At 69.3% G+C, this 25,448-nt stretch carries 25 protein-coding genes; 17 read left to right on the forward strand and 8 right to left on the reverse strand.

Features of this window, described 5'->3' with window-relative positions:
• Window positions 1-56: 56 nt before the first annotated feature.
• The 7 genes from RR3_RS15140 to RR3_RS15170 all read left to right on the forward strand — a co-directional run bounded on the left by RR3_RS15140 (window position 57) and on the right by RR3_RS15170 (window position 6,100).
• Complete coding sequence (locus RR3_RS15140; protein ID WP_064066375.1) at window positions 57-1,460, forward strand: MFS transporter; 1,404 nt, start codon at window positions 57-59, stop codon at window positions 1,458-1,460.
• Between the two features lie 79 nt (window positions 1,461-1,539).
• Window positions 1,540-2,208: a flavodoxin gene (locus tag RR3_RS15145; protein WP_072786467.1), complete on the forward strand. Its 669-nt coding sequence runs from the start codon at window positions 1,540-1,542 to the stop codon at window positions 2,206-2,208.
• Window positions 2,209-2,525: 317 nt separating this feature from the next.
• Window positions 2,526-3,485, forward strand: coding sequence for a recombinase family protein (locus RR3_RS15150; RefSeq protein ID WP_064066377.1), 960 nt, complete (start codon window positions 2,526-2,528; stop codon window positions 3,483-3,485).
• A gap of 266 nt (window positions 3,486-3,751) precedes the next feature.
• On the forward strand, window positions 3,752-4,162 hold the full coding sequence (locus RR3_RS15155; protein WP_064066409.1) for a helix-turn-helix domain-containing protein: 411 nt from the start codon (window positions 3,752-3,754) through the stop codon (window positions 4,160-4,162).
• Between the two features lie 57 nt (window positions 4,163-4,219).
• Window positions 4,220-4,846, forward strand: a complete 627-nt coding sequence (locus RR3_RS15160) for a PIN domain-containing protein (protein WP_234420145.1) — start codon at window positions 4,220-4,222, stop codon at window positions 4,844-4,846.
• A gap of 319 nt (window positions 4,847-5,165) precedes the next feature.
• Window positions 5,166-5,372: a hypothetical protein gene (locus RR3_RS15165; protein ID WP_064066379.1), complete on the forward strand. Its 207-nt coding sequence runs from the start codon at window positions 5,166-5,168 to the stop codon at window positions 5,370-5,372.
• Window positions 5,372-6,100, forward strand: coding sequence for a DUF1889 family protein (locus RR3_RS15170; RefSeq protein ID WP_064066380.1), 729 nt, complete (start codon window positions 5,372-5,374; stop codon window positions 6,098-6,100). The genes RR3_RS15165 and RR3_RS15170 overlap by 1 nt, the downstream gene beginning before the upstream one ends.
• Before the next feature lie 415 nt (window positions 6,101-6,515).
• On the opposite strand, the gene RR3_RS15175 is transcribed toward RR3_RS15170, so the two are convergent.
• The 3 genes from RR3_RS15175 to RR3_RS15185 form a co-directional block, all read right to left on the reverse strand.
• Window positions 6,516-7,970 (reverse strand): plasmid pRiA4b ORF-3 family protein, encoded by a 1,455-nt coding sequence (locus tag RR3_RS15175; RefSeq protein ID WP_064066381.1) that lies wholly within the window; start codon window positions 7,968-7,970, stop codon window positions 6,516-6,518.
• Window positions 7,971-8,101: 131 nt separating this feature from the next.
• Window positions 8,102-9,115, reverse strand: coding sequence for a site-specific integrase (locus RR3_RS15180; RefSeq protein ID WP_064066382.1), 1,014 nt, complete (start codon window positions 9,113-9,115; stop codon window positions 8,102-8,104).
• Window positions 9,116-9,118: 3 nt separating this feature from the next.
• On the reverse strand, window positions 9,119-10,297 hold the full coding sequence (locus RR3_RS15185; protein WP_234420144.1) for a site-specific integrase: 1,179 nt from the start codon (window positions 10,295-10,297) through the stop codon (window positions 9,119-9,121).
• A 910-nt stretch (window positions 10,298-11,207) separates the two neighbouring features.
• Between RR3_RS15185 and RR3_RS15195 the strand changes: the two genes are divergently transcribed.
• Both RR3_RS15195 and RR3_RS15200 read left to right on the forward strand, forming a co-directional pair.
• Complete coding sequence (locus RR3_RS15195) at window positions 11,208-13,046, forward strand: AMP-dependent synthetase/ligase (protein ID WP_064066383.1); 1,839 nt, start codon at window positions 11,208-11,210, stop codon at window positions 13,044-13,046.
• 19 nt (window positions 13,047-13,065) lie between these two features.
• Window positions 13,066-13,443: a DUF5313 family protein gene (locus tag RR3_RS15200; protein ID WP_064066384.1), complete on the forward strand. Its 378-nt coding sequence runs from the start codon at window positions 13,066-13,068 to the stop codon at window positions 13,441-13,443.
• 123 nt (window positions 13,444-13,566) lie between these two features.
• Here the strand turns inward: RR3_RS15200 and RR3_RS15205 are convergent, their stop codons facing one another.
• Entirely contained in the window at window positions 13,567-14,319 is a 753-nt protein-coding gene (locus RR3_RS15205; RefSeq protein ID WP_064066385.1) for a FadR/GntR family transcriptional regulator, read from the reverse strand.
• A gap of 146 nt (window positions 14,320-14,465) precedes the next feature.
• On the opposite strand from RR3_RS15205, the gene rraA reads away from it, so the two are divergent.
• The 4 genes from rraA to RR3_RS15225 all read left to right on the forward strand — a co-directional run bounded on the left by rraA (window position 14,466) and on the right by RR3_RS15225 (window position 16,352).
• Window positions 14,466-14,960: a ribonuclease E activity regulator RraA gene (gene rraA / locus RR3_RS15210; RefSeq protein WP_010595520.1), complete on the forward strand. Its 495-nt coding sequence runs from the start codon at window positions 14,466-14,468 to the stop codon at window positions 14,958-14,960.
• 18 nt (window positions 14,961-14,978) lie between these two features.
• Window positions 14,979-15,497, forward strand: a complete 519-nt coding sequence (locus RR3_RS15215) for an acyl-CoA thioesterase (RefSeq protein ID WP_234420143.1) — start codon at window positions 14,979-14,981, stop codon at window positions 15,495-15,497.
• 97 nt (window positions 15,498-15,594) lie between these two features.
• Window positions 15,595-16,014, forward strand: a complete 420-nt coding sequence (locus RR3_RS15220; protein ID WP_017681126.1) for an Rv0313 family protein — start codon at window positions 15,595-15,597, stop codon at window positions 16,012-16,014.
• A gap of 131 nt (window positions 16,015-16,145) precedes the next feature.
• Window positions 16,146-16,352, forward strand: a complete 207-nt coding sequence (locus RR3_RS15225; RefSeq protein WP_010595517.1) for a hypothetical protein — start codon at window positions 16,146-16,148, stop codon at window positions 16,350-16,352.
• A 64-nt stretch (window positions 16,353-16,416) separates the two neighbouring features.
• Here RR3_RS15225 and RR3_RS15230 read toward each other — a convergent pair whose 3' ends face one another.
• Window positions 16,417-16,641, reverse strand: coding sequence for an RNA-binding S4 domain-containing protein (locus tag RR3_RS15230; protein WP_010595516.1), 225 nt, complete (start codon window positions 16,639-16,641; stop codon window positions 16,417-16,419).
• A gap of 70 nt (window positions 16,642-16,711) precedes the next feature.
• On the opposite strand from RR3_RS15230, the gene RR3_RS15235 reads away from it, so the two are divergent.
• The 3 genes from RR3_RS15235 to RR3_RS15245 all read left to right on the forward strand — a co-directional run bounded on the left by RR3_RS15235 (window position 16,712) and on the right by RR3_RS15245 (window position 21,217).
• The gene (locus RR3_RS15235) at window positions 16,712-18,076 is read left to right on the forward strand and encodes a cryptochrome/photolyase family protein (protein WP_064066386.1); all 1,365 of its coding nucleotides are present in this window, start codon (window positions 16,712-16,714) and stop codon (window positions 18,074-18,076) included.
• Between the two features lie 238 nt (window positions 18,077-18,314).
• On the forward strand, window positions 18,315-19,679 hold the full coding sequence (locus RR3_RS15240; RefSeq protein ID WP_010595514.1) for a TIGR01777 family oxidoreductase: 1,365 nt from the start codon (window positions 18,315-18,317) through the stop codon (window positions 19,677-19,679).
• Window positions 19,676-21,217, forward strand: coding sequence for an SDR family oxidoreductase (locus tag RR3_RS15245; protein ID WP_064066387.1), 1,542 nt, complete (start codon window positions 19,676-19,678; stop codon window positions 21,215-21,217). The genes RR3_RS15240 and RR3_RS15245 overlap by 4 nt, the downstream gene beginning before the upstream one ends.
• A 49-nt stretch (window positions 21,218-21,266) precedes the next feature.
• On the opposite strand, the gene RR3_RS15250 is transcribed toward RR3_RS15245, so the two are convergent.
• The 3 genes from RR3_RS15250 to RR3_RS15260 all read right to left on the reverse strand — a co-directional run bounded on the left by RR3_RS15250 (window position 21,267) and on the right by RR3_RS15260 (window position 24,579).
• Entirely contained in the window at window positions 21,267-23,126 is a 1,860-nt protein-coding gene (locus RR3_RS15250; RefSeq protein WP_043805608.1) for a BCCT family transporter, read from the reverse strand.
• 227 nt (window positions 23,127-23,353) lie between these two features.
• Window positions 23,354-23,935 (reverse strand): lipocalin family protein, encoded by a 582-nt coding sequence (locus tag RR3_RS15255; RefSeq protein WP_064066388.1) that lies wholly within the window; start codon window positions 23,933-23,935, stop codon window positions 23,354-23,356.
• 23 nt (window positions 23,936-23,958) lie between these two features.
• Entirely contained in the window at window positions 23,959-24,579 is a 621-nt protein-coding gene (locus tag RR3_RS15260) for a fasciclin domain-containing protein (RefSeq protein ID WP_234420142.1), read from the reverse strand.
• Window positions 24,580-24,783: 204 nt separating this feature from the next.
• On the opposite strand from RR3_RS15260, the gene RR3_RS15265 reads away from it, so the two are divergent.
• Window positions 24,784-25,413 (forward strand): alpha/beta fold hydrolase, encoded by a 630-nt coding sequence (locus RR3_RS15265; RefSeq protein WP_064066390.1) that lies wholly within the window; start codon window positions 24,784-24,786, stop codon window positions 25,411-25,413.
• Window positions 25,414-25,448 lie beyond the last annotated feature (35 nt).

A 25,448-nucleotide genomic window follows, 5' to 3' on the forward strand; every position in this document is an offset into this window, starting at 1 on the left:
GTACACGTTATGGCAGGTCCTTCCACCTGCGCGCGGGGCAAGCGTTGTGTGGATCTATGACGATCAGTGATTCGACCGGCACGGATCCGAGACGGTCTGCGGTGTCGAGCCGGCCGGCGACGACCGCGACGCGGAAACGATCCGGCGCGGCGCTCGGGGTGGCGATGCTCGGGTTCTTCGTCGTCGCGTTGGACGCGCAGGTGGTCAATGTCGCCCTGCCCGATATCCGGGCCGGGCTCGGCGGCGGCCTGGCTGGGCTGCAGTGGGTCGTGACCATCTACACCCTGATGTTCTCCGCGCTGCTGCTGTGCGCCGGCACCGTGTCCGACCGCGTCGGCGCGCACCGCGCCTACGGCGTCGGCATGGGATTGTTCGTGGTGGCCTCGGCCGCGTGCGGGCTCGCCCCGACCCTGACGCTGCTGATCGCCGCACGGCTGGTGCAGGGCCTCGGGGCGGCGTTGATCACCCCCACCTCGCTGGCGCTGATCCGCGAAGCCTACGACGACCCGCCCCGGCGCGCCCGCGCGATCGCGCTGTGGGCGATGGGCGGCTCGGTCGCCGCGGCCGCCGGACCCGTCGTGGGCGGCGCGCTGACCCAGATCGACTGGCGATTGATCTTCTTCCTCAACCTGCCCGTCGGCGCCGCAGCACTCGCCCTGCTGACCCGCGTCTCGCGATCACCGCGGCGTCCTCATCCCTTCGACTGGGTCGGCCAGATCTGCGCTGTCCTAGCACTCGGCGCAACGACGTTCGCTGTCATCGAAGGCGCAGACCGCGGCTATAGCGATCCGCTGATCATGGCCGCGATACTGGTGGCGGTGCTCGCGGCGGTGGTATTCGTGCGAGCCCAGCGCCGCGGCCGCCATCCGATGGTTCCGCCGTCGCTGTTCCGGGCACCGGTCGTCATCGTCGGGTTGGTGGTGGCGTTCGTGTCGATGGCCGCCTTCTACGGAGTGGTGTTCGTACAAAGCCTGTACTTCCAGCAACAACGCGGCACCTCCGCGCTCGCGACCGGACTGCTGTTCCTGCCCATGACCGGACTGGTCGCAGCCCTGAACCCGCTCGTCGCGCGCATCGCCGAACGCTACGGACGACTCGTACCGGTCCTCGGCGGCCAACTGGCCATGATGACCGGACTCGTCCTGCTCGCCCTCCAGCCCGCACAGGCACCGCTGTGGCTGATCGCGGTGGTGATGGTGCCGATCGGAGTGGGCGGATCCTTTACCGTCCCACCGATCACCTCCCTGCTGCTGGATGCCGTCCCCGCGCACGCGGCCGGCACCGCCAGCGGAGTCCTCAACACCGCCCGCCAAATGGGCGGATCACTCGGTGTCGCCGTGTTCGGCGCCGTCATCGCGGTCGCTCCAGGATTCCAGACCGGTCTGCGGATCGACCTGCTCGCCACGGCGATCCTGCTGGCCGCGGCCACCGCCGCGACGGTGCACTGGCACCGACGCTGACCAGCGCCTACCGGGCCGCGCTCCCAAACCGCCCGGCCGATACGCGCCCGAGGTGTTCGTGAATCCGATAGGAGGTCAAATGGCGAAGAATCTGTCCCGCCGCGCTCTACTCCGTGCCGGTGCCCTCGGTGGGGCCGGCCTCATCGCGGCGGCCTGCACCACCGGACAACCGCAGCAAGCCCGGCCCTCGACAGGAGTCTCACCCGATATGGCCCTCGATCCGGACGCGAAGGTCCTGCTCGCCCACTTCTCCCGCGCCGGCGAAAACTATTGGAACGGCGGGCGCCGATCCCTCCGGATCGGCAATACACAAGTACTCGCGGAAATGATCGCCTCGCGCATCACCTGCGACAGCTACCGCATCGAGGCCGCCGACCCGTACCCCGCGTCCTACGACGACACCGTGGAACGCAACGTCGCCGAGGAACACGCCGACGCACGCCCCGCCATCGCGAACCCGCTACCGCAGATCAGCGACTACGACATCGTCCTGCTCGGCAGCCCGGTCTGGAATGTGCGCGCACCCATGATCATGTCCACCTTCGTCCACGCCCTCGACCTCACCGGCAAAACGATCCTGCCGTTCGTCACCTATGCTGTCAGCGGCATCGGCACCGTCGAGGACGACTATCGAAACATGCTCCCGCACACCAGCATCCGGACCGGTCTCGCTGTGCGCGGCGAAACCGCCGCCGATGCCGGACCCGACATCGACCGGTGGTTACGGACCAGCCGGCTCATCCGATGAACCATGCACCAGGCTGTAGCTGAGTTTCGAGGTCGGCGCAGTACGCGAGCAGTTCGGCGTGCTTGGCTTTCAGTTTCTCGTAGTCGACCGACATCCCAAGACGAGACGCACTTGACACCATCGACGAAATCACAGGCGGGCGAACGACATCCAGTGTCGAGTCTCACCGCTGAACAGGACTTCGAAAATCACTGAAGGCAACTTCGAAACCTGACATCGAACTGTCGAGAAGATCGGGAAAGCGCGTCTCAAAAGTTAATCCCATAACTGCGTGTCGAAATCATGGTACGGACACAACTTTCGATACTCTCCGGCGCATGGAACTGGGCTATGCGCGGGTGTCGACGACCAGACAGGACCTCGACCGACAGATCGACGCACTCACCACAGCGGGGGTGGACCCGCAGCGCATCTACGTCGACAAGAAATCCGGGGCCACCACCGACAGACCGGGCCTGGTGGCGCTGCTTGAGTACGCCCGCGACGGGGACATCATCGTGGTGCACACCCTCGACCGATTGGGCCGCACCGTGCGGGACACGCTGAACCTGATCCACGACCTGCGCGAGCGCGGGGTCGGGGTACGTAACCTCGCCGATCCGATCCGGATCGACTCGTCGGATACGGACGATCCGATGGCGCAGTTGGCGGTGGTGCTGCTGGCGCTGTTCGGGCAGATGGAACGCACCTACAGTCTCGAGCGGGCCGCGCACGCTCGGGCGGTGGCCACGGCGCAAGGACGCCGGATCGGCCGGCCCTCGGTGGTGTCCGAAGCGCAACTGGCCTACGCCATCCAGCTTCGGGACGGCGGCGCCACGGTCGCAGAGATCGTCGCGAAGACCGGGTTGACCCGTTCGACCCTCTACCGGCACCTGCCTGCGCGACCGGCCGATCCGGTCACCGCCGCTCCGATTCCGCCCGCCCACACCCCGACGGTTTCGGCCGAGCCCGATACGGCAGCCGGATCCGGGGACCGGCTCGAGTGCCCGACCTGCGGGTACCGGCCGGAAACGCGCCGCGAGATGATTCCGCATCTCGACGATCTCGACACCGTCTGGCTGCATCTCGACCCCGGCGGGCAGGTGCGTGAGTGTCGGCATTGTGCGCACTGTCAGCCCCACGAGCAGGTCGTGGCGGTCAGTTGCACGCGCTGCGGGGTGGGGCCGCTGATCAGCGGCATCGACGTCGGAGGGGAGCTGCCTGCTGCGGTTCTGCGGTGGCTCGAAATGCGAGGCTGGGCCACCGGCACGAATCCTGTGTGCAGTCTCCACTCCTGACCGGTCGTGTCGTCGGTGAGTTCGGCCGGTAGGCGAGCGAGCCGGAGCGTGGCTACTCCACCCCGGTGGGCATGTGCTGCCGGTGCTGGATTGCGTGTTCGGCAACGGTCCGATCGGCCTGTGGAAACCGCCGTCAGTGTTCCCGATCCGGGAAGAGCTGGTTTGTGGTCGCGCACTTCGGGGTGGACTGTCCACCAGAAAACGATGTTGCACTTGTAAGTGAAATCGGGTTACGGTCGGTGCAGACAGCAGGGAGGTCCGAGACGATGAACGCGGTGATCGACAGTGGCGTCGGGAAGACGACCCTGACGGTGACATCCGATCAGGTGGCGCAGGCCGGGGCGTTCGACCCCACAGCTCTGCGGTCGGTGGTACCGGCTGAGCTGGCAGGGGTTCTCGCTGAGGTGGTGAGGATCGTCGCCGCCGGTGGCACGGTGACGATTGGGTCGATGCCGCAGGAGCTGACCACTACGTCGGCGGCGGATCTGCTCGGCATCTCGCGGCCGACGTTGATGAAACTGGTCCGGGATGGTCAGATCGTTGCGCACAAGGTCGGCACCCACACCCGACTGAACACCTCCGATGTTCTCGCCTACCGGGATCGGCTGCGTGAGCGGCAACGGGCGGCGCTGCAGCAGTTGCGTGACTTCGAAGAGGCGGAGGGCCTGGACTACTGACGGTCCGAGACCGGTGGTGTGACAGGGTGGTCGGTGCCGGCGCCTATTGTCACTCGGGTGAGTTCACGAGTTCCGAACGTGCTGCCGGACGCGAACGTGCTGTATTCGCGGACGCTGCGGGACTGGATCTGCCTGTTGGCCACCAGGTCCGGTCCGCCGCTGTTCCACCTGCGCTGGACCGAGGACATCTTGGCGGAGTTGGTCTACCACCTGCGGAAGAACCACCCGCACTTCTCCGATCGTCAGATCGGGGGAGTGCGGGACAAGATCGTCGACATCGTCGCCGAACACGGCCGGATCGCCGGATACGAGATCGACCCGGACCTCGCGTACACCGACGAGTACGACGCGCATCTGCATGTCGCCGCAGAGCATGGTGGTGTCCAGTACGTCCTGACCAATGATCGCGGATTCCACGACTTCGCCGCGGCCAACGACGAGCGCCTCGACTACGAGGTGTACACCCCGGACGACTTCCTGATGCTCGTCCACCGGGACGCGATCGCCACGGTCCGCGAAGCGTTGCTCGACCAGATCGGGTACTACCGCCGGCTCGGCAGGCCGTTCAACCTCGCCGCCCGTCTCGAGGCCGCTCAGGCCCCGAAATTCGCTGCCGCGATCCGCGAGATGATGCAGGCACCTGCCGTTGCTCGGGCCCTCACCCAAACACCCGAGGACGATTGAGGGGGACGACATCCCGTTGCTGTGTGGAAGAGATGTCGGTGTGCCCCGATAGCGTAAGAACATCTAGTGGTGACATCGATGTGATTCGCCTACATGTTGTGGCGGTCGGGTCGAGGTTCCGCGGGATACGCGTCGACAGCAAAGCCCCGACCGTCGGGGTGAGCCGACAGGCCAGGGCCTGCACAAGATTGGAGCCTTGTTAGGTCACGGTAACGCACTGCACCAGGCACTACCCCAGATGGGGTGAACTCCGGTGGGAACGGTGCGTCGGCTCGTTTTGGCTGTCAGTCGCACGCTCTCTTGAGGAGGGAGCAACGCCATGAGCAAGAACCCCAGCAACCACGGCAAGGCATGGACCAGCAACGACGATCAGCAGTTGCGTCGGCTCGCCGATCAGAACACCCCGACCCGCGTGATGGGACTCAAGCTCGGACGCACCGAGGATGCCGTCCGTACGCATGCATCCGATCTCGGCGTCAGCCTGAAGCCGACCAACCAGTCGCCGTACAACAGGCGGAGCAAGTGATGTTCGAGAAGCAACCCGACTACCCTTGCGCGGTCACCAACAGCAGTTCGGCAGACCCGACTGCCATCGAGCGCGCCTTCCGTTGGGTGCGCCAGCGCAAGCAGCCGGGGCAGAAGATCCTGTTGTGGACTCCGCAGAAGAGCAACATCCGCAACGATCGCCAGGTGGAGGCCATCTCACGCCATCCAGACGTCCTCGTCGGGACGTCCCGGGGTCGGTTCTCCTCGGGCTGGTACGAGGGCCCGGTACTCGGAATGTGGCAGGACACCGAGGACCTGGCCAAAATGCCGATCGGTAGGCCGACAGCCATGTGCATCGTGCCGTGGGTGCCCGAGCGCCTTGCCGGGTGGGTGCGGGCCGTTGACGCGGAGATCCTCGGCGACGGCCGCGACTGGCAGTTGACCACTTCTGCGGGTCAGGGTCTCGACCCGGTCGTTGTTCGAGGGATGGAGAGCATCACACTGCTCATCAACCACAGCAACACGATCAAGGCCGGCTACGAGAAGCGCGATGTCGTCAGCGCGCTGCTCGCGCTGCACGATGCGGGATACGAGCTTCCTGCGGAAGCGATTCAGTCCTGGGCGCTGGGCCACGGTTGGCGCGCACAGAACGCCAACCACCTGGCCGACTACTGCGCCCAGATCAACCGCGGAAGCCGACCTCGGTTCACCGGCGCTGGCGCCCTGCGCCCCGACATCGTCGCTCTCTGGCGCGACGAGGTTGCCTGACACCAGGTCGCATTGCCCCCTGTAGGTGTAGATCCGGCCCTGCGATTGGTTCTCGCAGGGCCGGATCTACTTCTCATGGGGGTCTTCTCCGGATTAACTCCGTAGGGGCCCCGAGCGGTTCCGGGACACCCGGCCGGCCACCGCCGCCCGCCGGCGCGACCTGGGTGCGGCGTTCAGTGGCTGCACTCGTGTGCGGGGGCGCACCGGCCGATCATCTCGATGAGAGTTGGCTTCTGCCTGGAGATGAGACCCCAACCGAGTGTGTGCTGTTGACGATCCTCGAGCAGGACACTCAAGAGCACGCCGGAGAGGACAGTCACCTGCGGTGATGCTTGGTTCTCGGTCCTGGTTACCCGTGCTGCATGCCGGTCCGGTGTGGCTATTCCCTACCGGGCCGCGTGTCGTCGTCGAGGGGTCAGGGGGTGATGACGGCGCGGGCGGTAGCGGCCACGGCGGGGTGGCGGCCGGTGGGCCGACCGCCACGGGTGGTGCCGGCGAGGATGTCGAACACCTCGAGGGTGGGATTGACGACCGCGGCAGGAGTAAGAGAGCTCCTGCCCTGGCTGCGCCAGCCCAGTGCCTGCAGCAGGGCGGCGATCTCGGTGTGCCAGTGCTCGGCAGGCGCCCCGCCGGCGATCACCGCGGCGGTGATCCAGCCGGCCTGCCGGTCGAAGTCGGTCCTGCCCACCGGTAGCCGGGAGATCAGGTGCTGCCACAACGCCAGGGGCCGGTGGCGGTATCGGCGGGCCACGGCCGTCGGGGCCAGGCGCCCTGTGCGCACCCCGATCAGGCCGAGGGTGCGCGCGCTGGCCCGCAACCGGGCCACCGGGACGGTCAGGTCTTCACGATTGGCGGCGCCGATCCACCATCCGGTCACGCCGGTCCGTTCGGCGAGGTGCCCGACCAGCGCCGGGGGCAGGTAGCCGGCAGCGGTCAGCTGCACCCCGTCACCGATCGCCTCGAGCAACAGCAGATACGGCTCGAGCAGCTGCGCGGCCTCCGCCTCGCCGACCTCGATCACCGCCCCGGTGGTGGCGTGTTCCAGCAGGAGGGTCAACGCCGGATCGCCGTGGAGTTCGAGTCGGGTGCGCAGGGCGGCGAGCTCGGCGGGCACCGCAACCGGTGGGGTGATCGCCGCGGCGATCGCGGCGGTGGCCTCGGCGGGATCGAACCGGTCCGGATGCCAGTCGAGCGGCAGCCAGTCGCGGGCATCGTCGGCGGTGTCGAACGGCGCCGGGACCGCCACCGGATCGCAGCCTCCGCGCACCCAGGCCGCCAGGTCCGCATAGCCCCAGATGCCGCCGCAGTCCTCCGGTGGGCAGGCATTGCGGCCGGTGGTGCAACGCACCGTGGTGGGGGGTTCGTCGAGGACCGCTTCGACCTGCACCACGTGAGCCCATCCGTCACCGAAGTCGTAGTCGTACCAGAGGCGATCACCGGATTCGGTGAGCAGCTGATCGAGCCGCACGGTGTCCTCAAGGATCCCGTCCTCGCCGTCCTCGACGTCGAAGGCGGTCACGAAATAGGGGGCGCGGGAGTCGTTGCCGGTGCGGAAGCGATGCAGATGGCAGTCGAGCCAGCCCATCGCGGCCTGGAGCACCGTGTGCAGCCGGTCGAGGGTCAGATCCCCGGGCAGCTCGAGCCGCCGCCACACCGGCGGCTTGGCGCCGAGCAGATCCACCCGCACCCGCACACCCCGGACCCGATCCGGTACCTGACCGACCACCGGTTCCGGTGTGCGCAGCAACTCGTCGAGCCAGTCCCGGGCGCTGCCGGCGCGCAACGCCTCCACCATCGCCTGTTGTTCCTGCGGGCTCAGCGCGGCGATCAGCTCGTCGGCGCGCCGGCGTGCATCATCCGAAGCCGTCACGATCCCCAGTGAACCACCGGCCGGGCACCTCTCCACGCATAGGCCCGACGACGCCGTGCCGACAGGCACCGCCCCATCCCGGTGCCGGCCCCGCCACGGCGGCGGGGCCCGACCGGGCCGGGCCGGGGCTTTCACCCGGTTTCCAGCACGCCGATGAGATCGTCGAGCAGCGCCTCGGCCCGTGCCTCGATGTCGTAGAACAGATCGGACAGATCGTCGAGGCTCTCATGGTCACGGCGCCGGGCGGCGACACCACGGTCGTAGTAGCCGGGATCGAGGTTGATCTCCGGCTCGACGCAGGCGTCGATGGCACCCTGTGGCGAGACGGGCAGCGCCCTGCGCACCGGGGCGCGGCCGGACAGGTGCGCCCGCACCAGCATCGACACCGCCTGCGGAGTCATCGACTGCGCGTGCGGGAGGTGTCCCCAGCGGTCGATCGGACACAGCAGCGGCTGGCGGGCCTGCTCCGCATCGAACGGATCGGTGACGATCGCGGTCGGGTTGGTGAGGTGATGGCGCAGCAGGTGCGTGCCCGGGTACTGGTCGAGAAACGCCTGAATCTCTGCCCACCGCCGGTAGATCCCAACCGCGGGATTGTCCCCGGCCTCGGGATCCGGTGCGATCGGGAAGCGTTCACCAGCGCGGGTCGTGACCACCAGGGTGTTCCCGTCGAGGCGGAGGTCGCGGCGGCGCAGGCGGGTGATGTCGGTGAAGGTCATCCCGGTCGCGGCAAGAACCAGCAGGAGGGCGTCGCGACGGCCGAACAGTCCGCTCGGCCAGCCCTCGGTGGGTAGCTCATGCGCTCGCTGTATCAGAAGGCATCCGAGCCGATCGAGGCGTTGAGCACGAGCGGCGTCGAGGTGCCGGCGCACCGTCTCGGTCCGCCCCGGGGCCGGGTAGCCGTGCCGGGTATGGACGGCATTGATCGCCGAGAGTCGGCGTCGCTGGGTCGCCGCCACGGCGGGGTGTTCGTGCAGGAACAGCGCGAGCGTGTCAGGACTGGCCGGAATCGGCGACCGATCGGCGGCAGCGCACCAGTCCGTAAACAGGGCCCAGTCGTGGCGGTACCGCGCCGGGACCCGCAGCCCACGCTCCGTGTCGTGGATGTCGTCGGGTCGCCGCGGGGAGGTGTCGGTGCTGGTCATCGCTCACAGCCCCAGATTGGTGACAGCGTTGCCCAAGAGGGGTGCGTGTTCGCGGGCGTAGACCTCGAGCATGGCGGGGGTGGTGTGCCCGGTCTGGCGCATGATCGCGTGCGCGGAGGCGCCGTTGCGGAAGGCCTGGGTGACGAACCCGGCCCGCAGCGAATGCCCCCCGAGCTGCTTCACGATCTCGGGGTCGTAGCCGGCCGACTCGGCGCGGCGGCGGATCGCGTGGTGCACCGCCGCCCCCGACAAGGCGGTGTCGGAGAGGTTGCCGTTCTTACGGATCGCCCGCAGCAGCGGCGCCCCCGAGGTGGTGCGGGGGCGGGTGCCGCGGCACACGTGCGCGTCGAACGGCTCCGCATCCCGCAGCAGCCGGATCACCGCGGGCCGGCCACCCGCATCGTGGGCGGCGATCACCTGGGCCCACCGCAGCCACGCGCACGGCGGGCAGCTGGTGTGGCTGTGCGTGAAGGGCAGGGCCCGGACGGTGCCGCGGCCCTCCTGGTCGGTCTTCGACTTGCGGAGTTTGATGTGCAGGCCGTCGAGCCGGTGCAGGGACACGTCGCTGCAGTTCAGGGCGACGAGTTCGCTGCGGCGGAACGCCCCGGCGAAGCCGAGCAGCAGGAGGGCGGTGTCGCGGCGTTCGACCACCTCGTCCGCCCAGCCCTGGCAGTCGGCGCGGGCCTTGTCGACGATCGCCACGATGTCGGCGGTGAGCAGCGGCGCCCGCGGGCTGCGCGGCCGCTCCCCCGTGGTGGCGTAACCGCGGCGGATGCCGGACATGGTCGCTTTTACCAGGTCGTCGCCGGTGGGAGTCGGGTGCCCGCTCTGGCGGTGGTGGTGGGCGATCGCGGCGAGGCGATGCGCCAGGGTCGCCGGGGCGTAGGCCCGCTCCCCCGCCTCGGTGACGGTGTCGGCGCAGGCGACGAGGTAGGCAGCGACGGTGACCGGGTGCGCCGGCACCGCGGTGTGGCCCTCGCGCGCGCACCAGGTGGTGAAGGCCCGCCACGCGGAGGCGTAGGTGCGGCGGGTCCCGGCGGCCCGCGCCGACGCCACCGACTCCGCGATCCGGGAGGCAGTCGTCGCCGTGATGTCCGGCAGCGCGGGTGTCAGGTCCCGTCTGGTGTGGCGAGGCTGATCCTCGTTGAACTGCGGCTCGCCATTCGGGGTCCGTGCTGCCATCTGTAATTGATTCCCGTCTGAAGTGGCGGATTTCTGGTCGGGGGGGGTGGGTTCGTGCGCGTGGCGGTCCTGGCTGTGGCTTCGGTAGGTGAATCTGTAGGTGTCTCGGTGCTGGGCTTGGTGCTGGTCGCCCCTGCGGCGTAGTAGCGGGTGTCGACCAGCCGATCCCCATGACGACCTGCGGAAGCGACTGCCACGGCAGCCTCCGCCGGTCACCGGACAACATCACGAACTCCACCTTGAAACAGGAATTACCCCAGGCACTCGCATCGTCTCGGAGCTCAGAAGCAGCAGTCGGCACCGAACATCTTCGCCACTTCAGGTGGGAACCCGCCACCGACCCGCCACTTCTCATGGGAATCCGCCACTTCGATCGGGAACCGACAGCGGGCCCCGCCGGGGTCCCGGGTACCGCGAGCTGGCCTCCGTCGGCGGGTTTCGGCTGGTGCTCCACGGGTGGGAACAGTACCGGACGGCTCCGACAGAGTCTCTGCGCGGGAAAGCACGCTCACCTCGGGGTTCTCGGCGATAGCTGCGTAAATGGCAATTTTCGTCACCATCTGTAAGCCGTAAACCTAGACCGAATGCAGAAGTGTCTTCATCGTCCCCCGCAGGCGGACGGTGCCCCCAGGCCACGACCCCGGCGAGACAGCCGCGAGGTTCGTCGCGCAGTGGGTGCGGCTCACCGACGCGATCACCGACCCGACGCCGATCGCGCCGATCCCTCGACCTGTCCGTGCTCGACCGGACCGGGCGCCGCACCGCCCGGCGCGCACCGCGGGTGCTGCGGGCGGCCGCGGCTCTCGCCCACGCCCGGCAGCACCGGCAGGCGCGGTAAGCGTGGGCCGGAAGCCGGAGTGAACAGCCCAAACCCTCCCCGCGGTGCGTGCGGCCTTTCTAGACTCGGGGTATGACAGCGCTGCGAATCTCCGACGAGCCGGTCGACCACTCGAAGATCGAGAAGCGGGCCCCGTCGGTGGCTCAGCTCTTCCTCGACCGAATTGCGGCCAGCCCCGGCACGGAGGCGTTCCGGTTCCCGAAGGACGACGGGTGGGAGAGCGTGACCTGGCAGCAGGTCGGTGACCGCGTCCGTCTGCTGGCGGCCGGGTTGATCGCGCTCGGCATCGAGCCCGAGGACCGGATCGCGCTGGCGTCGTCGACCCGGTACGAGTGGGTGATCGTCGACCTCGCGGTGATGTGCGCGGGCGCTGCGACCACGACGGTCTACCCCACCACCAAGGCTCCCGACGTCGGGTTCATCGTGTCCAACTCGGGCAGCCGCGTGGTCGTCGCCGAGGACAGGACACAGGTCGACAAGCTCGTCGAGCAGCGCGCACAGCTACCGGACGTGCAGCAGGTGGTCGTGATCGACGGCCCCGGGGACGGGAACTGGGTGATCACCCTGGCCGACCTCGAGGAGCGCGGCCGGCAGCTGATCGCGGAGTCGCCGAACGCCGTCGAGGACCGGGTCCGGGAGATCCGGCCGGATCACCTCGCCACCCTCATCTACACGTCCGGCACCACCGGCAAGCCGAAGGGCGTGCGGCTGCCGCACTCGGCGTGGACGTACACCGCCGCCGCCGTCGATGCCCTCGGCATTCTCGGTCCGGACGACCTGCAGTACCTGTGGTTGCCCCTGTCGCACGTGTTCGGCAAGGTGCTGCTGAGCCTGCCGCTGCAGGTGGGCATGCCCACCGCCATCGACGGCCGGGTCGAGAAGATCGTGGAGAACCTCGCCGTGGTGCAGCCGACCTTCATGGGCGCGGCGCCGCGCGTGTTCGAGAAGGCCCACGCGCGCATCGAGGCGATGATGGCGGAGGAGGGCGGCGCCAAGAAGAAGATCTTCGACTGGGCCGTCGGGGTCGGAACACGGGTCTCGAAGGCCAAGCAGGAGGACCGCAACCCGTCGCCGCTGGACCGGCTGCAGTACAAGCTCGCCGACAAGCTCGTCTTCACCAAGATCCGGGAGCGGTTCGGCGGCCGGCTGCGGTTCTTCGTCTCCGGGTCCGCTCCGCTGGACCGCGACGTCGCACAGTGGTTCGATGCCGTCGGCATCATCGTCCTCGAAGGCTACGGACTGTCGGAGACCTCCGCCGCGTCGTTCCTCAACCGGCCGCTCGCGTACCGTTTCGGCACGGTCGGCTGGCCCTTCCCGGAGACCGAGGTCAAGATCGCGGAGGACGGGGAGATCCTCATCAAGGGTCCCGGTGTGATGAGCGGTTACCACGATCGTCCCGACGCGGACGCCGAGGCGTTCGAGGACGACGGCTGGTTCCACACCGGGGACATCGGCGAGGTCGACTCCGACGGGTTCCTGCGGATCACCGACCGCAAGAAGGACATGTTCAAGACGTCACAGGGCAAGTACGTCGCGCCGTCCGCCATCGCCGCGACCTTCAAGGGTCTGTGCCCCTATGCGAGCGAGATCATCGTCCACGGCGAGGGCCAGCCGTACTGCGTGGCCCTGGTAGGCCTCGATCCCGAGGCGATCCACGAGTGGGCCGAGAAGAACGGCCTGGGCGGCAAGTCGTTCGAGGAGATCGCGCACGACGAGAAGACCCGCGACCTGATTGGCGGCTATATCGATCAGCTCAACGATCAGCTCAACCGGTGGGAGCAGGTCAAGAAGTTCACCATCATCGACCGCGAGCTGTCGGTGGAGGCCGGGGACCTCACGCCGAGCATGAAGCTGCGTCGCAAGATCGTCATCGACAACTTCTCCGACCGGCTCAGCGGGTTGTACGGATGAGCGGCCTATCCTCGGTGGCATGACGAGTAGTGCGCGACCGAGTTTCCCCCAGTACGTCGGATACCTGTTCGGCCGCACGCTCCCCGACTCCCTTCGGGACTGGGTCCGCAACGACCTCGTCGGCCCCGGCGCGACGGTGCGGTACCTCGTGCGGTTCACCCTGCCGATCGTGCCGTTCCTCGCGCTGTTCCTGCTCATCCCCGGGCCGGTGTGGGTGCCGCTGGCGATGATGGCGCTGCTGTTCATCCCCCTGGTGTACTTCGCGATCGCCCTGATGCAGATCTGGCGGCGGCACCGCCTGGAGCAGCACGGTCTGGACCCGAACCTGCTCGGCGAGAAGGCGCGCGTGCGGGCCGATCGCGAACGCGACGAGTACGAGCGGCGATTCGGGCGCTGATCCGGCACAGATCGAGCCGAGCGGGAGGTTCCGCCGCCGAACGGGTGGTTTCCGTCGATCTCACTCGCACGTCGGCGCGACAACCGCCCGCTCGCCGCGAGTTCCCCCGCTTCGGCGGCTCGGCTAGGACAGGACCTCGACGAGGGTGGTCGCCGAATCACCCGTCATGTACTGCTCGACGCTGTCGAGGTGCCTGCGCCAGAATGCTTGTGCCGCTTCGGAATCGCCTTCGCGCAGCAGTGTGACGAGCTTGCGGTTGGCGCGCAACGCCACCGCCGCCTCGGGACGATCCGCCGCATCGGCGCGCGTGGAGAGATACAGCGCGTTGTGGGCGTCCATGATGTCGAGCAGCATCCCCGCGAGGGCCGCCATCGTCTGGTTGCCGGCCAGTTCCATCACTGCCCGGTGCACCTCGGTGTCGTACCTGGCGAAGGCCGCGGGGTCGCCGAGGAGGTCCTCGCCCCGCTCGACCAGTTCGGCGAGCGTGTCGATCCGCCCGGCCGGGGCGGCGGCGAGCAGGCCGACGCCGTCCACCTCGAGTTCGGTGCGGGCGCGGTACACGTCGGCGAGCGGGACTCCCCGGTACTGCAGCAGCAGGCCGGTGTAGCGGGCGGCGGTCGAGCCGTCCGGTGCCTGCACGCGGGCGCCGCCGTGGGCGCCGCGCAGGACGGTGATGATGCCTTCCGACTCCAGGATGCGGAAGGCCTCTCGCAGCGTGGGACGGGAAACGCCGAAGCGTTCCATGAGCGCGGCCTCGTTCGGCAACGGCTCGCCGGCGTGCAGTTCCCCGGTGATGATCTGCCGGCGCAGGCTCGCGGCGATCAGCTCACCTGCCTTGGGCACGCGAACAACCGTCGAGCTTCCGTCGAGTGGCATTTGACCGTCCTGTGTGCGAAATCCATCCCAGCCCCGATGGCTCTTAGGATACAAGAATCTACCCGTTTGGAACTCAAACAGGCAGATGATCTGCCGGTATCCGCCCCGCGCCGACCGGACGGCGTTCTCCTACTACTCTCGGCGACATGAGCGAACCCTCCACCCACGACGTTCCGGCCACCGCCGACCTCGCCGACGAGATCGGCCCCGACATCCGCAGCTGCGACACGCAGTTCATCCAGTTCGGCGGCCACGAGGTCTTCGCCGGCCGGATCACCACCATCCGCTGCTTCCAGGACAACCTGCTCGTCAAGCAGACCCTGAGCGAGCCCGGCAACGGCGGTGTCCTCGTCGTCGACGGCGACGCCAGCGTGCACACCGCTCTCGTCGGCGACATCATCGCCGGCCGCGGCGTCGACAACGGCTGGGCCGGTGTCGTCGTCAACGGCGCGGTCCGGGACTCGGCGATCCTGCGCACCCTGGGGATCGGCATCAAGGCACTCGGCACCAACCCGCGCAAGAGCACCCAGACGGGGTCCGGCGAGAAGAACGTGCCGGTGGAGTTCGGCGGCGTCACCTTCAACCCCGGCGAGATGCTCTACAGCGACCACGACGGCATCGTCGTCCGCGCCGAGAACTGACCGGGGGCCGGCATGCTCATGGCGCTGCGTACGGCGCGGACATTTCTTCGCGCCCGCAAGGCGGATCCGGTCCGGCCGCACGAGACGGTGCACACTCCGTTCCGCGTGGCCGTCGCCGACCTCGACGCGGCGATGCACATGAACAACGGCCGGTACCTCACCATTCTCGACCTCGGCCGGTTCGAGTTGTTCGTCCGCACCGGACTCTGGCAGGCCCTCCGCCGGCACCGGTGGCAGACGGTCGTCGTCGTCCAGACGGCGACCTACCACCGGTCGCTGCGGCATCGGCAGCAGTTCGACGTGGCGACCCGCCTCCTCGGTACCGACGCCAGGAACCTGTACGTCGAACAGCACGTGACGGTGGACGGGGCGAGCAGTGCCCGGGCCGTGATCGGACTCCGCGTGCTCGATCGCGACGGCCGCTCCGTCCCGCCGGACACCGTCGCGCAGGCGTTCCCCGCCCTCACCGACCTGCCCGACCTGCCCGCCTGGGTGCACGACTGGTCGCAGAACGTCCGCGCGGCGCACGCCTCCTGAGGTCGCGCCACACCGGGATGGTGGCGCGGTCCGGCGACAGTGCCCACACTGGAGGAATCACGGCCGCACGCGCGGCCCGCGACCTCAGGAGGCCCTCATGGGCGAGAACAACCCGTTCGGATTCGACCCGGAGGACCTCGACCGTGTCTTCCGCGACGCCGGGGAGGGGTTGCGCGATCTGGCCGCCAAGATCGGCCGGTTCGTCGAGCAACCGGACGCCGGAATCCCGTGGGCGAGCATCTTCCCCGACCTCGCGGGCGCACCCCGCACCCGCCCGGCACCGCCCACCGCCGGCGAGACCGGCGACGGTGTGTGGGTGATCTACACGCTCGACGACGACGGGACCGCCCGCGTCGAGCAGGTCTTCCCCACCGAACTCGAGGCGCTGCGCGCGCACAAGAACAACACCGACCCGCGCCGATCGGTGCGCTTCCTGCCGTACGGCGTCACCGCCGGGATCCTGGACCGACGCGAGGAGAAGGACCACGGGGACAAGGACACGGACGAGACCGGCTGACAACACATCCGGGACGGCGTCCGTCTCCCGCACCCGGGCATCGGCTGCCGGCCGGTCCGGTGCGGCGAGGTCGACCGAAAACGGGTGCGCCCCGGCCCGTATGCGCGCACACTGATAACCAGGAGGTCGTCATGCGAGCGCTGAAGGGCCTGCTCAATGCGGTGCTGGGGATCCTCACGGCCGTGCTCGGCGCGGTGGTGGGACTCCTCGCGGCGGTGGTGTGGCTCGTCGGCGGGGTGCTGTGCGTGACGATCATCCTGATTCCGCTGGGCATTCCCGTCATGAGGCTCGCCCACCGCCTGTTCGCCCTCGGCAAGCAGGTGCGGCAGCTCCCCTGAAAATCGCAGGGGTTCGAGGATTCCGGAGACGGCAGCTGTAGTCGTACCGCCGTCACCTCGGGGCTCACGCCCCCGACGTCACGCGCGCGGCGGCGGTCCCGATCTCCACGACGTCCCCGACGTGCAGCTGCCGCCCGCGCCGCACCTCCACCTCGCCGTTGACGCTGACGAGCCCCTCGGCGATCACTTCCTTCGCCTCGGCGCCGGACTCGATCAGGCTCGCCAGCTTGAGGAATTGACCGAGCCGGATGGACTCGTCGCGGATGGGCACCTCGAACACGTCGGACATGGGGGCCAGTCTCTCACCCGGGACGACCGCTCCCCGCCCGCCCGGCCCCGTTCTCCCGCACACTGGACGGGTGAGCCGCCCCGGTATCGTCTGGTTCCGCCGCGACCTGCGGCTGCGGGACCTGCCCACCCTGCTGTCCGTCGCCGACTCCACCGACCGTGCCCTCGCCCTGTTCGTGCTCGACGAGTCGCTGCTGCGTCCCTCCGGTTCCCCGCGCCGCACCTTCCTGATGCGGTGCCTGCGCGCCCTCGACGAGGATCTCGGCGCCCGTCTGCTCGTCACCCACGGCGACCCCGCCACGGTCGTTCCGGCGCTGGCCCGGGAACTCGACGCCGACGCGGTGCACGTCAGTGCCGACCACGGACCGTACGGCACCCGCCGCGACGACGCCGTCGAGCGGGCGCTCGGCGACGTCCCGCTGCTGCGCACCGGCTCGCCCTACGCCGTCGCCCCCGGCCGCATCCGCAAGAGCGACGACACCCCCTACAAGGTGTTCACCCCCTTCCAACGGGCGTGGCACGAGCACGGCTGGCGCGCACCCGCCGTCACCGACGCCGGCACCGTCGACTGGATCGACCCCGGCGGTCTCGACGCGCGCGTACCGATCCCCGCCGACGACGACCTCGACGGCGCCACGCTGCCGCCCGCCGGTGAGGCGGCCGCGCTGCACCGCTGGCACGAGTTCCGCGACGACGACCTGCCGCACTACGACACCGACCGGGACCGGCCCGATCTCGATCGCACCAGCCGTCTCTCGCCGTACCTGAAATTCGGGTGCATCCATCCGCGCACCCTCCTGCACGACGTGCGCTCCGACCGCAGCGCGGGCGCGAACCGTCTGCGCAGCGAACTGGCCTGGCGCGACTTCTACGCGGACGTGCTGTACCACCGGCCCGACACGGCCCGCCGCAACTACAACCGCCGCTTCGACGACATCGCCTACGACCGCGGCCCCGACGCCGAACGCAACTTCGCCGCATGGAAGCAGGGCCGCACCGGCTTCCCCATCGTCGACGCGGGCATGCGGCAGTTGCTCGCCGAGGGCTGGATGCACAACCGGCTCCGGATGATCGTCGCGTCCTTCCTCGCCAAGGATCTGCATCTGCCCTGGTGGTGGGGTGCCCGGCACTTCATGGACCGGCTCGTCGACGGCGACCTGGCCTCGAATCAGCACGGGTGGCAGTGGACCGCGGGCAGCGGTACCGACGCCGCGCCCTACTTCCGGGTGTTCAACCCGCTCACGCAGGGGGAGAAGTTCGATCCGACGGGTGAATACGTGCGCCGCTGGGTACCCGAACTGCGAGGTGTGGACGGCAAACGCGTGCACCGGCTCCCGGACGGCCCGCCGGACGGGTACCCCGAGCCGATCGTCGACCACGCCCACGAAAGACAGGTGGCGCTCGACCGCTACGGGCGGATCGGCGGAAAAGGCTGACCCATCCGGGCCGCGCACCACTCCGAATACCGAGGGGACGGAACGCCCGTCCCGGACGGACAACCGAGAGGAACACCACCGTGCGAGAACTCGTCGAGACAGCGTTCATGGCAATCCACACTCCTCTGGTGAACGCCTACACCATCCTGATCAACATGATTCCCAGCTGATTCCGCGGCGGCGCCGGGACGATCCCGGCGCCGCTTCCGCGAACCCGGACCAGGCGGAGGAAGGCACGATGGGCATCACGTATTCGAGCGTCGTCGACGCGCCGCGCGGCGACGTCTTCGACTGGCACAGCCGGCCGGGCGCGATCATGCGTCTGCTCCCCCCGTGGCAGCCGCTGCGGGTGATCTCCGAGAGCGAGTCCCTGAAGTCGGGCCGGGCCGTGCTCGGCCTGCCCGGCGGACTGCGGTGGGTCGCCGAACACCAGGCCGACGCCTACGACCCGCCCGCGCGATTCGTCGACAGCGTCGGCCGCGACGGGCTCACCTCGCTGCCCGCCGGACTGGTGATGCCGTGGCGGCACGAGCACACCTTCGAGGCGCTCGGCTCCCGTCGCACCCGGGTCGTCGACCGAGTCGACACGCCCGTCCCGGAGTTGCTGCTGAAGCAGACCTTCTACTACCGGCACCGCCAGCTCGCCGACGACCTCGCCGCCCATCAGTGGTCGCACGAGCAGGGAGTGCGACCCGCGACGGTCGCCGTCACCGGATCGTCGGGTCTCGTCGGCACCGCGCTGTGCGCCTACCTGAGCACCGGCGGCTACCGGGTCGTCCGGCTCGTGCGCGGCGAACCGCGCGGCGACGACGAACGTCGCTGGGATCCGGACGCGCCCGCACCCGACCTGCTCGAGGGCATCGACGCCGTCGTCCACCTCGCCGGCGCCTCGATCTCCGGTCGCTTCAACGCCGCCCACAAGGCCGCGATCAGGGACAGCCGGATCCGGCCCACCCGGCTGCTGGCCGAACTCGCGGCACGCACCCCCAACGGGCCGGCGACGTTCGTCTCCGCGTCGGCGATCGGGCTCTACGGCTACGACCGGGGCGACGAACCGCTCGCCGAGGACGCGCAGCAGGGGTCCGGGTTCCTCGCCGACGTCGTCGCCGACTGGGAGGCCGCCACCGCTCCCGCCTCGTCCGGTGGACTGCGCGTGGTGCTGGTGCGGACCGGCATCGTGCAGACCCCGCGCGGCGGGCCGCTGCAGCTGCTGCGCCCGCTGTTCGAGGCCGGGCTCGGCGGCCGGCTCGGCAGCGGCCGGCAGTGGCTGTCGTGGATCGACCTCGACGACCTGCTCGACGTCTACCACCGGGCCCTCGCCGATCCGAGGATCAGGGGACCGATCAATGCCGTTGCCCCCGAACCGGTTCGCAACGACGAATACACCCGCACGCTCGCGCGGGTGCTGCACCGGCCGGCGCTGCTGCCGGTGCCGGGATTCGGGCCCCGGCTGCTGCTCGGCGACGAGGGCGCGCGGGAGGTCGCCACCGCCGATCAGTGCGTGGTCCCGCAGTGCCTGGTCGACCACGGCCACCGGTTCCGCCGGCCGAAGCTCGAAGCCTGCCTGCGACACCAGCTCGGACACATCGTGGAGAACGAATGAACACCCCTGCGCTGCGCATCCTCGTCACCGGCGCCACCGGCTACATCGGGGGCCGGCTCGCGCCGCTGCTTGTCGACGCGGGCCACCGGGTGCGGGTCCTGGCCCGCACCCCGGACAAGCTGCGGGACGTGCCGTGGGCCGGCGACGTCGAGATCGTGCGCGGTGACCTGACCGATCCGCAGTCCCTGGCCGTCGCCTGCCGGGACGTCGACGTCCTGTACTACCTGGTGCATTCGATGGGTGGGCGCGGGGAGTTCATCGACACCGAGCGCGCGGAAGCCGAGAACGTCGCCGCCGCTGCCCGCGCGGCCGGGGTGCGGCGCATCGTGTATCTCGGTGGGCTGCATCCGGACACGGCCGACCTCTCCACCCATCTGCGGTCCCGGGAGCAGGTCGGCCGGATCCTCGTCGAATCCGGGGTGCCCACCCTGGTGCTGCAGGCCGGGGTGGTGATCGGTTCGGGCTCCGCGTCGTTCGAGATGATCCGGCACCTGAGCAACCGTCTGCCCCTGATGACCACCCCGAAGTGGGTGAACAACAGGATCCAGCCCATCGCGGTGCGCGACGTGCTGCACTACCTGGTGGGCGCCGCCACCGCTCCGCTCCCCCGCAGCCGCACCTACGACATCGGCGGCCCGGACGTGCTGCGCTACGGCGAGATGATGCAGGTGTATGCCGAGGTCGCTGGGCTGCGCCGGCGGCGCATCCTGGTGCTGCCCGTCCTCACCCCGAAGCTCGCCGGGCTGTGGATCGGGCTGGTCACCCCTATCCCGCCGTCGCTGGGCCGGGCCCTGATCGAATCGCTGAGCAACGACGCGGTGGTCTCCGAACACGACATCGACGACGTGATCCCCCCGCCGCCCGGCGGACTGACCGGCTACCGGGAGGCGGTCGGGTTGGCGCTGCACAAGATCGAGCGCGGCGACGTCGAAACCACCTGGGCGAGTGCGTCACCCGTCGGTGCGCCGGCCGAACCGCTGCCGTCCGATCCGCACTGGGCGGGCGAGGTGGTCTTCGTGGACGAGCGCCGCATCGACTGCGACACCGACGCGGGCACGGTGTGGGAGGTCGTCGAGAGCATCGGCGGCGAGAACGGCTGGTACTCCTTCCCCCTCGCCTGGACGATCCGCGGGTGGCTCGACCGCTTCGCCGGCGGCGTCGGCCTGTCCCGGGGCCGCCGGAATCCGCGCACCCTGCACACCGGGGACGCGCTCGACTTCTGGCGCGTCGAGCGCCTCGAGCGGCCCACCCTGCTGCGGCTGCGGGCCGAGATGCGGGCACCGGGCGGGGCCTGGCTCGAGTGGCGTATCGAACCGCTCGATCCGGGCCGGGCCCGGCTGCACCAGCGGGCGATCTTCTTCCCGAAGGGACTTGCGGGACGGGTCTACTGGTACGCGCTCGTGCCGTTCCACGGCATCATCTTCAAGGGCATGCTCGAGAACATCGCGGGCGCCGCGCACCGAGCCGCTCGCGATCCGGCACGCACCCCGCCCGCCGACCCGATGTCACATCCGGTCGATTCGATCGACGCAATGTGACATTGGGTCGCGGCGGGCGGGCGCGGCGGACTGACGGTCGCGGCGGGCGTCAGTCGCGGGTGGTCGCGCGTCGCTCGTCGGCTTCCCGTTGCGCGACGCCCTCGGCGGACTCGGCGAACTCCGGGGTGTCGAACACCTCGCCGCCGAGGGGGTCCTGCGGGCGGGCACCGTGGTCGATTTCGACCCGTCCGGTGTCGGCGTCGACGCTGACCGAACGGGCCGGCAGCTCGTGCACGGCGACGACGAGCGGTGCGCGGGTCTCCGGCGCTGCGGCGCCGTTTCCGTTGGTGTCGAGGCCGGCGAGCGTCGCGGAGATGCCCCGCCGGTGGGGGGCACCGTGGCCGCCCGGGGCGGGCGTCGCCGCGCTCACCGCAATCTGGAGGTACCGGGGCGCGGTCGCCACCTCGTAGCGGAACGCCTTGAGCATCGACACGCAGGCCAGCACCATGACGATCGAGAACGGCACCGCCGTTGCGATGGATGCGGTCTGCAGCGCGGTCAGCGATCCGCTGCCGCCGACGAGCAGCAGCACCGCCGCCGCGATCCCTTCGAGCACCGCCCAGTAGACGCGCGTGATCCTCGGGGTCTCGAGGTTGCCGCCGGTGGCGAGGATGTCGATCACGAGCGAACCCGAGTCCGAGGATGTCACGAAGAAGAACACGACCACGAGGATCGCGAGCAGGCTCGTCACCACGGCCAGCGGAAGGCCGTCGAGGAGGACGAACAGCGAGGTGTCGGTGTCCACGGTGCCGTCCGCGGCGAGCATGGTGCCCTCGTCGCGCTGCCGCAGGATTCCGGAGTCGCCGAAGATCGTGAACCACAGCGACGCGACGAACGTGGGGGCGAGCAGAACACCGAAGACGAACTCCCGGATCGTGCGGCCGCGGGAGATGCGGGCGATGAACATGCCGACGAACGGCGCCCAGCTCATCCACCAGCCCCAGTAGAAGATCGTCCACGCGCCCGACCAGCCGTCCTCGGCGAACGGTGCGGTGCGCAGCATCAGCTCCGGCAGGGCCTGCGCGTAGCCGCCGAGGTTCTGCACCCACGACTGCAGCAGGAACAGCGTCGGCCCTAGCAGCAGGACGAACACCGCAAGCGAGGCCGCCAGCACCATGTTGATGTTGGACAGCCATTTCAGGCCGCGCGAGACGCCGGAGACCACCGAGAAGGTCGCCAGGCCCGTCACCCCGACGATCAGCCCGACGGTGAGCCAGTTGTTCGTCTCGACCCAGCCCAGGTAGTCGAGGCCCGCCGAGATCTGCTGGACGCCGAAGCCGAGAGAGGTGGCGACGCCGAAGAGGGTGCCGACGATCGCGATCGTGTCGATCGCGTGCCCGATCGGTCCCTCGACGCGGGCGCGTCCGAGGAGCGGTTCGAGCAGCCAGCGCACCGACAGCGGCCGGCCCTTGCGGTACGTCATGTAGGCCAGACCGAGGCCGACGACGACGTAGATCGCCCACGCGTGCAGACCCCAGTGGAACATGGTCAGTTCCATCGCCTGATTGGCGGCGGCGTCCGTCGAACCGGGGATCCGGCCTGCCTGCGGGGGATCGACGTAGTGCGAGAGTGGTTCGGCGACACCGTAGAACACCAGGCCGATGCCCATGCCGGCGCTGAAGAGCATCGCGAACCAGGACAGCATTCCGAACTCGGGTTGTTCGTCGTCGCGGCCGAGTTTGATGTTGCCGACGCGGCTGAGGCCGCAGTACAGGGCGAAGATCACGAATCCGGTGGCGATCAGGATGTACCACCAGCCGACGCCGTCGGTGATGGCACGGTTGAGCGCGTCGACCGCCCCCTCGGCCGATCCCGCGTAGACGACCGCGAACACGATCATCCCGAGGATCACGAGCGAGGCGGGAACGAAGACGGGCTTGAGCAAACCCCGCCATGCGTCGCGGATCATCTTCACCAGCTCCTCGTGTCGCGACGAGCCGGGTCCGACGATCGGAAGGCTCGTCCACGTCGCGAATCGAACCTAACAGAGCCGGGGCGTGCCCGGGGGAAACGCATCCGGGCCCCGGCGCCGCCCGCGCGCGACCGAATGTCACATGCGATCGATGGAACCGACGCAATGTGACATTCGGCCGGGCAGGCGGGGCCGGTGCGAGTCCGCTACGCGCAGAACACCGTTCACACGGTGCAGAGCGGTTTGATCTCCTGCAGGCCCTCCGTGGTGGGCGAGGTGAGCATGAGGCAGCTGTTGTAGCCCTGCTGCTCGACCACGGACCGGATCTGCTGCCACGCGGCGGCGTCGACCACCGGTGACCGGGACAGGACGAACCCGGAGACCCGGGTCGGATCCCCCACGAGCGCCCACGAGTAGTCGTCCGCGAGATAGCCGACGATGTAGTTGCTCGGCCCGTCCAGGGAATCCTGGGTCGGCACCCCGGGGAAGCTCACGTGCAGCGAGGCGGTGTCGTTGACCCGCGCGTTGCCGACGATTCCCCGCCGCTCCCCCGTGACGGTGGTGCACGAATTCTCCACCCGCACGTTGCGCTCGTCGATCAGCGAGTAGTTCGCGGTGGTGTCGAGCACACAGTCGAGGTTGAAGGGCGCGGGGTTGGCGGCCAGTTGATACCAGGTGCCCATGTACCGGTTCACGTCGAGCTCCGCCACGGGGGTGAGCGGGGCTGCCTGCGCCGGTGCCGCCATGAGGGCGGCGCCCGCGGCGGCCAGGGCGGCCGCCGCGAGGCCTCGGATCGTTCGTCTCACGTCACTCCTCCGGTGCTACCGGGTCACTGCTGCGGCGCCGGCGGCAGCAGGACGGAGTCGACCAGGTAGACGGTCGCGTTGGCCGTCTCGATACCGCCGCAGATGACGTTGGCGTCGTTGACCTTCCATTCCTCGCCGCTGCCGGTCACCTCGACCGTACCGCCCTGGACGGTGGTCTGGGTGCCCTCGATGTCCGACGGCGGGATCTGGCCGGGGACGACGTGGTAGGTGAGGATGCTCGTGAGGGTGGCCGTGTCGGTCTTCAGGGTCTCGATGGTGGCCGGATCGACCTTGGCGAAGGCGTCGTCGACCGGCGCGAACACGGTGAACTCACCGCCGTTGAGCGTGTCGACGAGGTTGACCTCCGGGTTGAGCTGCCCGCTGATCGCCGCATTCAACTGCGTCAGAATCGGAATCTCGGCGACAGCAGTCCCGACGGGTTGCTGTGCGATGGACTCCAGCGAGCCCGGCCCACTGGGAACCTGCTCGGCGTACGCGGCGCAACCCGGACCCACCGGACCGGACGCCATGGCCTCCTCGGACGTGGTGGGAGACATCGCCGACGTGGCGCTCTCCATCGCCGACGTCGCCGACGTCGCCGTCGACGAGCCGGAGTCGTCGGACGAGCACGCCGCGACGCCCATCAACGCCATCGCGCCGATTCCGACTGCCGCCAAGCTCTTTCGCGTGTTGATAACCATGGCCCTCTTCCCTTCGGTGTCGTGATCCGTGCGACCACGTCGGTCAGGTGTGTCATCTGCCATTCGGCACGGTCGGGAGGGCGGATGGGTGGATGCCGAGAAATTCTTTCGACCCATCCGATTCCGGCCAGGCTCCGAACAACGGGCATGGAGATCGTATCGAACCGGCCCCGCGCTCATGTGCTGGTTCTGCCAGGTGGCAAGCCGGTCAGCACCTCCGCCGCCCGGCCGTGGCACCTGTCCGCGCTGCGGATGACCTTGTTGACCGAGTCCCTGCGGTCCCGGCTGAGCATGTACGACATCACCGTCGGCCAGGTGCGCTACACCTACCGCGGTTGGAACGGGGACCGGATGAGTCCCGTCCACGATGCCCTGCGGGCCCTCGACGAGGTGCGCCGGCGGCGCGGTGACGTCCGGATCGGGCTCGTCGGTCACTCCATGGGCGGACGGGTCGCGGCCCACCTCGCGGCCCAGCCGGGCGTCGGGGCCGTCGTCGCGCTGGCACCGTGGTGGCCCGAGGACGACGGCGCGCTCGTCCCGCCCGAGCGACGACTCCTGGTCGTGCACGGCACCGCCGACACGTGGTGCGATCCGCGCGTGAGCGCGGTGCAGACGGCCCGGGCCCGCGGCCGCGGCGTCGACGCCCAGTTCCGGCCGCTGGCGGGCGGCGGGCATTTCCTGCTCACCAAGCCGGGCTGGTGGCATGCCGTCACCGCCGAGTTCCTGCGCGAATCCCTGGCTCCGGCCGGCCGGGGCGCCGGAGGCGACCATGCCTGACATCGCACACCGTTCCGCAGCTCCCCGGCTTTTCC

It is taken from the genome of Rhodococcus ruber NBRC 15591, assembly GCF_001894945.1.
GTDB lineage: Bacteria > Actinomycetota > Actinomycetes > Mycobacteriales > Mycobacteriaceae > Rhodococcus > Rhodococcus ruber.

Coding starts and splice junctions, on each gene's coding strand:
- RR3_RS15140 (WP_064066375.1), top strand. CDS start 57: ATGACGATCAGTGATTCGACCGGCACGGATCCGAGACGGTCTGCGGTG.
- RR3_RS15145 (WP_072786467.1), top strand. CDS start 1,540: ATGGCGAAGAATCTGTCCCGCCGCGCTCTACTCCGTGCCGGTGCCCTC.
- RR3_RS15150 (WP_064066377.1), top strand. CDS start 2,526: ATGGAACTGGGCTATGCGCGGGTGTCGACGACCAGACAGGACCTCGAC.
- RR3_RS15155 (WP_064066409.1), top strand. CDS start 3,752: ATGAACGCGGTGATCGACAGTGGCGTCGGGAAGACGACCCTGACGGTG.
- RR3_RS15165 (WP_064066379.1), top strand. CDS start 5,166: ATGAGCAAGAACCCCAGCAACCACGGCAAGGCATGGACCAGCAACGAC.
- RR3_RS15170 (WP_064066380.1), top strand. CDS start 5,372: ATGTTCGAGAAGCAACCCGACTACCCTTGCGCGGTCACCAACAGCAGT.
- RR3_RS15180 (WP_064066382.1), bottom strand. CDS start 9,115: ATGACCAGCACCGACACCTCCCCGCGGCGACCCGACGACATCCACGAC.
- RR3_RS15185 (WP_234420144.1), bottom strand. CDS start 10,297: ATGGCAGCACGGACCCCGAATGGCGAGCCGCAGTTCAACGAGGATCAG.
- RR3_RS15195 (WP_064066383.1), top strand. CDS start 11,208: ATGACAGCGCTGCGAATCTCCGACGAGCCGGTCGACCACTCGAAGATC.
- RR3_RS15200 (WP_064066384.1), top strand. CDS start 13,066: ATGACGAGTAGTGCGCGACCGAGTTTCCCCCAGTACGTCGGATACCTG.
- RR3_RS15205 (WP_064066385.1), bottom strand. CDS start 14,319: ATGCCACTCGACGGAAGCTCGACGGTTGTTCGCGTGCCCAAGGCAGGT.
- rraA (WP_010595520.1), top strand. CDS start 14,466: ATGAGCGAACCCTCCACCCACGACGTTCCGGCCACCGCCGACCTCGCC.
- RR3_RS15215 (WP_234420143.1), top strand. CDS start 14,979: ATGGCGCTGCGTACGGCGCGGACATTTCTTCGCGCCCGCAAGGCGGAT.
- RR3_RS15220 (WP_017681126.1), top strand. CDS start 15,595: ATGGGCGAGAACAACCCGTTCGGATTCGACCCGGAGGACCTCGACCGT.
- RR3_RS15225 (WP_010595517.1), top strand. CDS start 16,146: ATGCGAGCGCTGAAGGGCCTGCTCAATGCGGTGCTGGGGATCCTCACG.
- RR3_RS15230 (WP_010595516.1), bottom strand. CDS start 16,641: ATGTCCGACGTGTTCGAGGTGCCCATCCGCGACGAGTCCATCCGGCTC.
- RR3_RS15240 (WP_010595514.1), top strand. CDS start 18,315: ATGGGCATCACGTATTCGAGCGTCGTCGACGCGCCGCGCGGCGACGTC.
- RR3_RS15245 (WP_064066387.1), top strand. CDS start 19,676: ATGAACACCCCTGCGCTGCGCATCCTCGTCACCGGCGCCACCGGCTAC.
- RR3_RS15250 (WP_043805608.1), bottom strand. CDS start 23,126: ATGATCCGCGACGCATGGCGGGGTTTGCTCAAGCCCGTCTTCGTTCCC.
- RR3_RS15260 (WP_234420142.1), bottom strand. CDS start 24,579: ATGGGCGTCGCGGCGTGCTCGTCCGACGACTCCGGCTCGTCGACGGCG.
- RR3_RS15265 (WP_064066390.1), top strand. CDS start 24,784: ATGGAGATCGTATCGAACCGGCCCCGCGCTCATGTGCTGGTTCTGCCA.